This window comes from uncultured Chryseobacterium sp., from assembly GCF_913776365.1.
Lineage (GTDB): Bacteria > Bacteroidota > Bacteroidia > Flavobacteriales > Weeksellaceae > Chryseobacterium.
The window spans coordinates 1-10,839 of sequence record NZ_CAJYMO010000174.1 but is presented as its reverse complement, the minus strand read 5'-3'; the positions used below and the strand labels follow the sequence as shown (position 1 = coordinate 10,839).

11 protein-coding genes and 1 pseudogene are annotated in these 10,839 nt (G+C 40.2%); 3 read left to right on the top strand and 9 right to left on the bottom strand.

The features are described 5' to 3' along the window. Positions 1 to 209: 209 nt before the first annotated feature. Entirely contained in the window at positions 210 to 2,393 is a 2,184-nt protein-coding gene (locus QZ735_RS08890; RefSeq protein ID WP_294247089.1) for a radical SAM protein, read from the top strand. A gap of 151 nt (positions 2,394 to 2,544) precedes the next feature. On the opposite strand, the gene QZ735_RS08885 is transcribed toward QZ735_RS08890, so the two are convergent. The 3 genes from QZ735_RS08885 to atpD form a co-directional block, all read right to left on the bottom strand. Beyond that, the gene (locus QZ735_RS08885) at positions 2,545 to 3,366 is read right to left on the bottom strand and encodes a hypothetical protein (protein WP_294247087.1); all 822 of its coding nucleotides are present in this window, start codon (positions 3,364 to 3,366) and stop codon (positions 2,545 to 2,547) included. Between the two features lie 79 nt (positions 3,367 to 3,445). After that, positions 3,446 to 3,727 (bottom strand): F0F1 ATP synthase subunit epsilon, encoded by a 282-nt coding sequence (locus tag QZ735_RS08880; protein WP_294247091.1) that lies wholly within the window; start codon positions 3,725 to 3,727, stop codon positions 3,446 to 3,448. Positions 3,728 to 3,781: 54 nt separating this feature from the next. Next, positions 3,782 to 5,290: a F0F1 ATP synthase subunit beta gene (gene atpD, locus QZ735_RS08875; protein WP_294247084.1), complete on the bottom strand. Its 1,509-nt coding sequence runs from the start codon at positions 5,288 to 5,290 to the stop codon at positions 3,782 to 3,784. 202 nt (positions 5,291 to 5,492) lie between these two features. Between atpD and QZ735_RS08870 the strand changes: the two genes are divergently transcribed. Further along, positions 5,493 to 6,413, top strand: a complete 921-nt coding sequence (locus QZ735_RS08870; RefSeq protein ID WP_294247081.1) for a bifunctional riboflavin kinase/FAD synthetase — start codon at positions 5,493 to 5,495, stop codon at positions 6,411 to 6,413. 3 nt (positions 6,414 to 6,416) lie between these two features. Here QZ735_RS08870 and QZ735_RS08865 read toward each other — a convergent pair whose 3' ends face one another. Both QZ735_RS08865 and QZ735_RS08860 read right to left on the bottom strand, forming a co-directional pair. After that, entirely contained in the window at positions 6,417 to 7,268 is an 852-nt protein-coding gene (locus QZ735_RS08865; protein WP_294247078.1) for a GLPGLI family protein, read from the bottom strand. Between the two features lie 491 nt (positions 7,269 to 7,759). Next, entirely contained in the window at positions 7,760 to 8,113 is a 354-nt protein-coding gene (locus QZ735_RS08860; protein WP_294247075.1) for an MmcQ/YjbR family DNA-binding protein, read from the bottom strand. Positions 8,114 to 8,221: 108 nt separating this feature from the next. Between QZ735_RS08860 and QZ735_RS08855 the strand changes: the two genes are divergently transcribed. Then, positions 8,222 to 8,887 carry an NAD(P)H-binding protein gene (locus QZ735_RS08855; RefSeq protein ID WP_294247073.1) on the top strand — a complete coding sequence of 222 codons (666 nt, stop codon included), beginning with the start codon at positions 8,222 to 8,224 and terminating at the stop codon, positions 8,885 to 8,887. Between the two features lie 124 nt (positions 8,888 to 9,011). Here the strand turns inward: QZ735_RS08855 and QZ735_RS08850 are convergent, their stop codons facing one another. The 4 genes and pseudogenes from QZ735_RS08850 to QZ735_RS08835 all read right to left on the bottom strand — a co-directional run bounded on the left by QZ735_RS08850 (position 9,012) and on the right by QZ735_RS08835 (position 10,677). After that, positions 9,012 to 9,590: a glutathione peroxidase gene (locus tag QZ735_RS08850; protein ID WP_294247071.1), complete on the bottom strand. Its 579-nt coding sequence runs from the start codon at positions 9,588 to 9,590 to the stop codon at positions 9,012 to 9,014. A gap of 20 nt (positions 9,591 to 9,610) precedes the next feature. Further along, positions 9,611 to 10,273 (bottom strand): histidine kinase, encoded by a 663-nt coding sequence (locus QZ735_RS08845; protein WP_294247070.1) that lies wholly within the window; start codon positions 10,271 to 10,273, stop codon positions 9,611 to 9,613. Positions 10,274 to 10,389: 116 nt separating this feature from the next. After that, a pseudogene (locus QZ735_RS08840) lies at positions 10,390 to 10,476 on the bottom strand (3-deoxy-manno-octulosonate cytidylyltransferase); the annotation flags it as partial. A gap of 72 nt (positions 10,477 to 10,548) precedes the next feature. Then, positions 10,549 to 10,677 (bottom strand): hypothetical protein, encoded by a 129-nt coding sequence (locus tag QZ735_RS08835; protein WP_294247067.1) that lies wholly within the window; start codon positions 10,675 to 10,677, stop codon positions 10,549 to 10,551. Positions 10,678 to 10,839: the final 162 nt, after the last annotated feature.

The following is a 10,839-nucleotide window of genomic DNA, read 5'->3' as shown; positions in this document are numbered from 1 at the left end:
CCTGAAAAGAGGCCGTACAGGCAGTCAGCATAACCATTACGGGTCGGAAGATCTTTTTCATTCCGTGAATTTATTAATTTTTCCTTTAATCTTACCGCTGCCCGCAAAATAAGTTTTGCCACTCTGCAATGCTGTATTCAGATGCCTAACTTTTGTACAGTTTTAAACCTTCTCTAAAATTTAAGTCGTAAATTTGCAAAAAATTTCTGTTGAAAGACCTGCTCCTCATTACTCCGCCTTTTACCCAGCTCAATACACCCTATCCGGCAACGGCCTACATCAAAGGATTCCTGAATACCAAAAATATTTCAGCTTTCCAGGCGGATCTGGGTATCGAGGTTATTCTGGAGCTGTTTTCAAAACGCGGGCTGCAGAGGATCTTCGATGAAACGCCTGAGGCTGCTGTACTTTCAGAAAATGCTCAAAGGATTTTTGCCTTAAGAAATGAGTACATACGAACCATTGACCAGGTGATTTCCTTTCTCCAGGGAGCAGTTCCGACACTGGCCAGGCAGATCTGTTCCATGAATTTCCTGCCCGAAGCTTCCCGCTTCAATCAACTGGATGATATGGAATTCGCTTTTGGAAATATGGGATTGCAGGATAAAGCCAAGCATCTGGCAACCCTTTATCTGGAGGATCTTTCGGATTATCTGGTAGAAGTAACCGATCCTGATTTCGGTTTCAGCAGATATGCGGAAAGGCTGGGCAAAAGTGCCAATTCTTTTGATGAATTATATGATAAGCTATCGGGGCCGACAACGTTTATCGATGATATCACACTGAAAATCCTGGAAGAAAAACTGCAAGCCGTACAGCCCGGGCTGGTTTGCTTTTCAGTTCCTTTTCCCGGGAATTTGTATTCGGCATTCCGGTGTGCGGGACTGATCAAGAAAAAATTCCCCCACATCAAAACCGCTATGGGCGGAGGTTTCCCTAATACCGAACTGCGTGAGATAAAGGATTCCAGGGTTTTTGCCTTTTTTGATTTTATTACATTGGATGACGGTGAGGTCCCGCTGGAAATGCTGTACAACCATATCTCTACCGGATCAACAGAATTTAAAAGGACATTTCTGCTGGAAAATGATAAGGTAATTTATAAAAACAACGCATCGAAACCCGATTACAAGCAGGCAGATATCGGAACCCCCGACTATTCCGACCTTCTCTTGGATCAATATATATCCGTGATTGAAATCGCGAATCCCATGCACAGCCTCTGGAGTGACGGCCGGTGGAACAAGCTCACCATGGCACATGGATGTTACTGGGGGAAATGCACTTTCTGCGATATTTCCCTTGACTATATTAAAATCTACGAGCCTGTTTCCGCAAGAATACTGGTGGACCGCATGGAAGAACTGATCCTGACAACCGGAGAAACCGGATTCCATTTTGTTGACGAGGCGGCTCCGCCCGCACTGATGCGTGAGGTAGCCCTGGAAATCCTGCGCCGGAAACTTGTCGTTACCTGGTGGACCAACATCCGCTTTGAAAAAAGCTTTACCCGGGATTTATGTTTTCTCCTCAAGCTTTCAGGCTGCGTAGCGGTTTCCGGCGGGCTGGAAGTTGCCAGCGACCGGCTCCTGAAACTGATCGACAAAGGTATTTCGGTTGAGCAGGTGGCAAAAGTGACCCGCAATTTCACGGAATCAGGTATCATGATCCATGCGTATCTGATGTACGGTTACCCCACACAAACCGTTCAGGAGACTGTAGACTCACTGGAGATGGTGCGCCAGCTTTTTGAAATGGGAATTCTTCAGAGCGGATTCTGGCACCAGTTTGCGATGACTGCCCACTCACCTGTCGGACTGAACCCTGAAGCATTCGGTGTAATTCCGAAAAAGCAGGACATCCTGTTTGCCAATAACGATATCGATTTTACCGATACCACAGGAATCGATCATGGCAAATTCAGTTTTGGATTGAAAAAATCACTGTTCAACTATATGCACGGTATTAACTTTGAATTGCCGTTACAAGAGTGGTTTGAGTTTAAAATTCCAAAAACCACCGTTCATCCGGATTTCATTCATGACGCTTTATTGGATGATGAAGATTTTACATTTAAGCCAAACGCTAAAATCGTGTTTTTAACCCAAAACGTAATCGCTGAGAATCGCGTAAAAATAAAAAAGAAGCACGAATACCCGTACACGAAAATTACAGCGCATTTAAAAACCAATATTGTCAGCATTGAACTGGATCAGGACCATGCAGAATGGCTTCTGAGTACACTGAAAGCAGGTTTCATAGAAAATGCCGGAAAAATAACGCTGCAGCAGCTGAAGAATAATTTTGAAGAAGATTTTGACAATTTTGAGCTGTTCTGGTTCTCAAAACCGATACAGCAGCTGAAAGAAAACGGGGTTATCCTGACTTTATAGGGCCAAGTCAGTTTATAAGTTGTTTATATTCAACATGTTGAATATGTTGATCAGAGATTTTCTTGATAATATGGAGTCAAGTGTTGAAAATTCTTCTGCTTTAAAAGAAAGTATAGGCACCTCTCTTATATATCTAACCTGTTTTTGGATTTTATTTTTCCACACCATCTTTCACCACTTCGCCTACCTGGACTTTTTCCTGGACTTTGATAAAGTTTGGATCCATAATGGCCATACGTTCTGCGATGGCTTTGTAGGTTGGAAACTTTAGTAAGGAAGCACGTCCTGACAATTCTCTGTACAAAGTAAAGGTTTTGCCACCCGCGGATTTGATCTGCTTGGTGGTCGTGATATACTTTCCGATGTATTTGCTTTTGGCGTCGTAGATTTCGATGTCAACAAAGGATTTATCGGTCACCGTATCGTCGGAACCGAAACTCACCGGTAAGTTGGTAAAGTATCCCACCGGAATACCGTTGCTGAGAATTTCGCCAACCGTATTGACGGTAATATTGAGCCTGTCAATCCTGGTTCTGGTCGTATAGGCATCTTTGGTTTTGGCATCCAACTTTCTCTTGGGGTTGTTCTTGAACAGCTCATCCAGGTTTTTGATGTTGATTCCCCGCTCATCAATGATTTTAAGTGCCTTGACGCAGGTATAAGCTGCTGATTTTTCTTCTCCTGAAAATGCCGAGGGTGAAATATAGTCAAGGTCCAGGGTTTTATCCTGGTTGTATATCCTGTTCAGCCGGATATAGCTATCGCGGACCGAGTCGACAATGCTTTTGTCAACAAATTCTACCGTATACATGGGCGTTTCTTTAAGGTCCATAAAGGTATATACGTTCGACTTACCAGACACTTTGGCCACATGAATACCTTCTAAAGTGACGACTCCTCTTTTTACTTTTACCGTCTGCGCATGCATCAGAATACCCAGGAGCGCAAACAGGATACATAAACTTCTCTTCATACCATCAGAATCTAAAGGACATAAAAAAAGTGTAACCAAAGTTACACTTTTTTGAAAATATATTTAGCTCTTCCTTTAATTATTCACAAAGGATAATTCCTTTATTATGATTAAATTCTACAACACCGCTTTTGATAGGATAAGAAAAAACCGAATCTTTCTCATTTTCTTTGGTGAAATATTTGGCATATGCTTCATCAATAGATCTGGCATAGAGCTTAACATCACCTCCTACTAGAGAAGAAACAATACCTGCGTGGTTGGTCATGATGTGGAATCCACCATTTTTCCCCGGCAGCAATACAGAATCTACTTCGCCTTCAAAAACTACGTATTCTGGTGTTAAAATTTTTATATTCATTTTAATTGCTTTTGGCTTTTGGCTAACAGCACCGGCTATCAGCACTGAGCGTTATTATGCGTTATCAGCTAACATTTTTTGTCCGGCTTCTATAGCTTCTTCAATGGTTCCTTTCAGGTTGAAAGCAGCTTCCGGTAAATGATCCAGTTCACCATCCATGATCATGTTGAATCCTTTGATGGTATCTTTGATATCTACCAATGATCCCGGGATCCCTGTAAACTGTTCTGCTACGTGGAACGGCTGAGAAAGGAATCTCTGAACTTTTCTAGCACGGTATACGACAGATTTATCTTCTTCTGAAAGTTCTTCCATACCCAGAATGGCAATGATATCCTGAAGGGCTTTGTATCGCTGAAGGATCTCTTTCACTCTCTGCGCGCAGTCATAATGTTCATCACCAATGATTTCCGGAGCCAGGATTCTTGAAGTGGAAGCCAACGGATCTACTGCAGGATAAATACCCAGTGAGGCAATTTTTCTGTCCAGTACCGTAGTAGCATCCAGGTGGGCAAACGTTGTTGCCGGAGCCGGGTCAGTTAAGTCATCCGCAGGTACGTACACCGCCTGTACGGAAGTAATGGAACCGTTTTTAGTGGATGTAATCCTTTCCTGCATGGCTCCCATCTCAGAAGCAAGGGTAGGCTGGTAACCTACGGCAGAAGGCATACGTCCAAGAAGTGCAGATACCTCAGAACCTGCCTGGGTGAAACGGAAGATATTGTCTACGAAGAAAAGAACGTCTCTTCCCTGTCCGCTTTCTCCACCGTCTCTGTAATATTCAGCCAGCGTAAGACCGGAAAGGGCTACTCTCGCTCTTGCACCAGGTGGCTCGTTCATCTGTCCGAAAACGAATGCTGCTTTAGAATCTTTCATGGCTTCCAAGTCCACTTTTGAAAGGTCCCAGCCTCCGTTTTCCATAGAGTGCATGAAATCGTCACCATACTTGATGATTCCTGATTCCAGCATCTCTCTCAAAAGGTCATTTCCTTCTCTCGTTCTTTCCCCTACACCGGCGAAAACCGAAAGACCTCCGTGTCCTTTTGCAATATTGTTAATCAACTCCTGGATCAATACTGTTTTACCTACACCGGCACCACCGAACAAACCGATCTTACCTCCTTTTGCGTAAGGCTCAACCAGGTCGATTACTTTAATCCCTGTAAATAAAACTTCTGCAGAAGTTGAAAGCTGATCAAATTTAGGAGCCGGTCTGTGAATAGGAAGACCGCCATCCTTAGAAATATTCTGAAGTCCGTCGATAGCATCACCAACCACGTTGAAAAGTCTTCCGTTTACTGCCTCCCCGATTGGCATCATAATAGGATTTCCGTATCCTGTTACCTCCTGCCCTCTCTGAAGACCGTCTGTAGCATCCATTGCGATACATCTTACCGTATCCTCGCCGATATGTTGCTCTACTTCCAGAACTACCTTTTCACCGTTTCCTTTTGTAATTTCCAACGCGTCATAGATGCTTGGAACTGCTTCCACATCAGTAAAGACAACGTCGATTACCGGACCAATAATTTGAGAAATTTTACCTTTAATTTGGTTTGCCATTGCTAAATTTTTTCTTGGTGCAAATATAATGATTCTTCACCAACCGACAATTGGTAAAAAAAAGATTTTTATCATACTTTTCAAGCAATGTAACAATACAGCAATTTACCGATATAACAATAATACTATTAAAATTATTGATACATTGTTATATTGATAGATCGTTACATTATATCTATATTTGCATTCAAATTTTTCCGTTTTGAAAGTTTTCAGAAATTTTACAGAGTATTCATCTCAAAAACCTTTAGCCCTTTCCCTGGGCATGTTTGACGGGGTTCATCTCGGCCATAAAAGCATTATCGATGAGCTGAACGCCGTTGGGGCACGAAATAACCTGGAAACGGCAATCCTTACGTTCTGGCCACATCCGAGGTTTGTTTTCAATCCGGACGGAAACCTGAAGCTACTCAATACCATACACGAGAAACAGCATCTTATGGAAAGGTACGGGATCGCCAATCTTTTTCTGAAAGAGTTCGATGAGGAATTCCGGAACCTGACAGGAGAAGAATTTGTACGTAAGATTCTGATCGGACAGCTGAATGTAAAATACCTGATCATCGGATACGACCATTCATTCGGCAAAGATAAAAGCGGTAATTTCGAATTGCTGCAGAAGCTGTCAAAAGAACTGGATTTTGAGGTGGAACAGATGGAAGCCATCAACATCCATGAAAACAACATCAGCTCTACCAAGATACGGAATGCCCTTTCTGCAGGCGATATCATGAAGGCCAATGAAATGCTGGGATACGCCTACCCTGTTTCCGGAAAGGTGGTACACGGTAAAAAAATAGGACGCACCATCGGCTATCCGACGGCCAATATAGAAACCGATTCCATTAAAATCTTACCGAAAAAAGGAGCTTATATCGTGGAAGTTTTTATTAAAGGAAAACAGCACAAAGGCATGCTGAGCGTCGGTACGAATCCTACCGTTAATGGGGAAAAGCTGACGGTGGAAGTATATATCCTTGATTTTAATGATGATATTTACGAAGAAAAAATCACTGTAAAATTCCGGGATTTCCTTCATGATGAGATAAAATTTGAAGGGCTTGAAAAGCTGATTGAAAGATTGGATGAGGATAAAAGGTTGACAGAGAAATTTGTGTTCTGATTTTCAAGGAGCCAATTCCAGCGGATTTGTAAATTTCTCGTTTTCTTCTCTCTCTTTTTCCCTTTGCCGTAGGATCTCCTGACCTTTTACTACCGTTGTTCCATAGCTTGCCATTACTCCGGCCGCATTCTTTTCAACATTTCTTTTTGCCTGTTTCAATTTTGCCTGTGTTGTTTCTATGGCATTGGTATATCTGCTTTTTTTAATGTTTATTAATTTACCTTTTAATGTAGAACCAGATACGGACTTTACCAGCTCAAAATCAAAATCCCCTTTATCATCTGTTATTTTGATAATTAATCCCGGTAATCCGCTGAATTTCATAGGACCGTAAGGAAAAGGAATTTCCGGTGCATACCAAGCGATCCAGTTTCTTCCTTTAAAGGTAACGTCTGCTCTTTTACAGTTGATCGTATTGATTACCTTTACTTCATCTGTAAGTTTCCAATTCTTTATTACAGGCTCTTTATAGGTGAGTAATGACATAAAAGCCGAATCAAAGAACTGTACATTTTCAGTTGATTGTATAATGGTGAATGATAAATTTGTCTTTGGGATATAAGTTCCTTTTTTCCAACCTAGAGTAATGCTTCCATCGGGATTATTTGTCATCGTTCCTGAATCAGCCATTACCGAATCACCTTTTAACAGTACCGTACTTATAAAAAATGCCCGCCTGTCGGATATCTGTAATGAGAACAGTTCTTCATATCTTTTATCTGTGCGAATATCTAATTTAGCTCTTAACTGATAAATGCATTCAGTCCGTAAAGAATCTTGCTCGTACGTCTGCGCATACGATAAAAGGCTGCAAAATAAAATCAGTAACTCAAGTGCTTTTTTAAAAGAATACATAAGATTTATATTCATGATAAAATTGCACTTATGATCTTGTTTAAATCATAAGTGCCTGTTTAAATTAATTTTAAGCTAAATTTTCACTGGGTCCGTAGTGTGAGGCAGGTTTACAGTAATTTGCTTCCAGCCTTTCACGCCAGGCATCTGCTTCCGCCGGAGTCCAGTTCTGAGTAGTGGTGGCTTGTATACCACAAGAAGTATCAGCAAACCAAACCTGACCTGCTTTTACTGTTTTAAGTTCGTTTCGGGATCATTTTTTTAAATTTTTCATTTGAAATAATTTTAATGAATACTTATTTGTGTCTTGACTTTTTGCGCATCCGGTTTCAACACTTCAAAGTAAAATAAAAAATGTGGTACATGCAATAGACCGACTCCCCTTTTATAAAAAAATTATTATGTTAAATGCTTATATTCCAACCATATATAAATCATTATTATTCACCGTTCAGCAGACTTAATCCTTTATTTTTGTAAAATAAATACTTCTAAGCATTTTCAATTTCCTCTTTCGCTTTTTTCGTCAGTGATTTAAAAATCAATTCATACGAATGATCGATCATCTGAACGATCAAATCACTTTTTAAGCCGTCAAGAGATACAGAATTCCAATGGGTCTTGTTCATATGATAGGCTCCGGTAATCTGCGGATATTGCTCACGAAGCTCGGTGCTCCATTCCGGATCGGTTTTCACACTGATTTGCAGCGGCTGCCTTTCCAGCGACATCAGCAAAAACATTTTTGTTCCTACCTTCATCACCAGCGTTTCATTGTCAAAAGGGAAGCTTTCGGTAACTCCTCTTTTCGCAAGACAGTAATCTAAAATTTCATTAGCATCCATATTTTAAATAATGAGTAATGGGTAATTAGTAATAAGTAATATTTTTTAATTCACTCCAAATGTAGTAAATTTAAGAAAGAAATATCACCATTTAAAATTTCACTTATTATGAAAGCTTTGGTTATTGGCGCCACAGGTGCTACAGGAAAAGATTTGGTCAATCGGCTGCTTCAGGATCAGGATTTCGATGAGATTAAAGTTTTTGTGAGAAAACCTGTTGAAATTCAGAACGATAAGTTAAAAGTACATATCGTTGACTTTGACAACCCGCAGGAATGGAAAAATGAAGTCCGTGGCGACGTTGTATTTTCCTGCTTAGGCACTACGTTGAAGGCGGCCGGCAGTAAAGAAGCTCAAAAGAAAGTGGATTTCGGTTATCAGTATGAATTTGCCAAAGCAGCTAAGGAAAATAAAGTAGATGATTATATTCTGGTCTCTTCGTACGGAGCAGACCCGAAATCAAAAATTTTTTATTCGAGGATGAAAGGTGAGCTGGAGGAAGCGGTAAAGCAGCTTCACTTTGAGAAAATCACCATTTTTCAGCCGGGAATGCTGGACAGAAAGGATTCTGAAAGGACAGGAGAAGTGATGGGAAGCCGTATCATTAAATTTGCCAACAGGCTCGGTCTGCTGGAAAGCCAGAAACCTTTACCAACGGATGTCCTTGCCAAAGCGATGATCAATTCATCAAAAATCAAGAGCAACGGCTATTCAAGCATCAAGCTGGGGAATATTTTCGGTTTTGCGGAGAAAAGCAACCATACAATAATGTAATAATATAGCAATGTAACAATATAGCAATTCATATTCAGCGTTGTTATATTGTTACATTGTTACGTTGTTACATTGTTACATTGTTACATCGTTACATTGATGCAACGTTACATTAAATAAATTGTTATTTCAGATATTTCGTAATCGCTTCATCCGTAGGTTTTGTCGTACTTACAAAAGAATCAACCAGCTTTCCGTTTTCATCAATTAAAAATTTGGTGAAGTTCCAAAGGATGGTTGTATTTTTAACGCCATTCAGCTCTTTCTCCGTTAAATATTTAAAGATTGGAGCCGTATCATCGCCTTTTACCGAAACTTTTGCAGCCAGCGGAAAGGTAACCCCGTAATTTTTCTGGCAGAACGCCCCGATTTCTTTATTGGTTCCGGGCTCCTGACCTCCGAAGTTGTTCGCAGGGAAACCTACAACAACCAGTTTGTCTTTGTATTCCTCCGATACCTTTTCAAGATCGGCATATTGTGGCGTAAATCCGCATTCCGATGCTGTATTGACAATCAGGATTTTCTTTCCTTTAAAATCGGCAAAATTGATCTCTTTGCCCTCTTCCAGGGCCGGTACTGTGTAATCGTAAATGGTTTTTCCCATAAGTTCTTTGGTTTTTGCTCTGGAGGATTCGCTTTTCTTCTGCGCACAGCTGTTGAAAAATGCCACGAAGGAAAGCAGCAGTAAAAACATTTTTTTCATATTCTCTTTTTATTATCTGTTTAAAATTTAAAGGTGTTGGCAGGAAATACCTTGTTGGTATCAATCCTGTTCAGCAGCATGACATAGTCACCGTCCTTCTTTGTACTGGAGGATTCGATCCTGAAAGGCATTGAGAGGTTTCCTACCTTTCTGTACTCAGAATAGTTCAGCGTCTCCTCTTTCTTGATCTCCCTTAGCAGCATATAGCTCCGGGTATCAAAGTAATAAATATTTTTGTTGACGTTTTTCGTCAGTTCTACTTTATGGCAGTAGATATTGCCGAGTTTTTCCTTTCCGAGATACTTCGCCTCAAAACCCTTGTTCTCCCAATCGATAAAATCGTTATCAAAGCTTTCCGGAATGTAAGCTGCGTATTCCTGAATTTTATTGGTCGCATAGTTCATCGCATAGCCTTTTGTACCGTCGAAACCTTCAATAGCGGTGTCTTTTCCACCGATGGTGATGACGGTTTTAGTAAGATTCGGCCTTTGCTGGAAAATCTTTATCGGGTATTCATCCTTAACTCCGAGGATCACTTTTCCCTGAAGCAGAACGGAATTCAGCAATTTCCAGTTGGTAAGACCTCCGGAGAGTTCAATATTTTTATCAATAATTTCTTTTGCTGTCTGAGCCAAGCAGATTTGGTAACAAAGCAGAATAAATGCCAACAGTAATTTCTTCATTAATTCTTTTTATGAATTCAAATATAAGGCTTTTTTAATTTGAAAATCTGAAAGTGAAACAATTTGAAAATATGGCATGGACATCATAATTTTCAAATCAGCAGATTATCAAACTATTAAATTAATTTTATCGCTTTCTCCAGGTCTTCAGGCGTATCGATTCCGACGCCTACGAAATGGGTTTCAATCATCCTGATTTTCACGCTTTGAAAGTGAAACAATTTGAAAATATGACCTAAATACCATAATTTTCAAATCAGCAGATTATCAAATTATTAAATTAATTTTCTCGCTTTCTCCAGGTCTTCAGGCGTATCGATTCCGACACCTGCGAAATAGGTTTCAATCATCCTGATTTCATGCTTTGAAATTGAAACATTTTGAAAATATGACCTAAATATCATAATTTTCAAATCATCAGATTATCAAATTATTAAATTAATTTTCTCGTTTTCTTAAGGTCTTCAGGCGTATCGATTCTGACACCTGCGAAATAGGTTTCAATCATCCTGATTTTCATGCTTTGAAATTGAAACATTTTGAAAATATGACCTAAATATCATAAT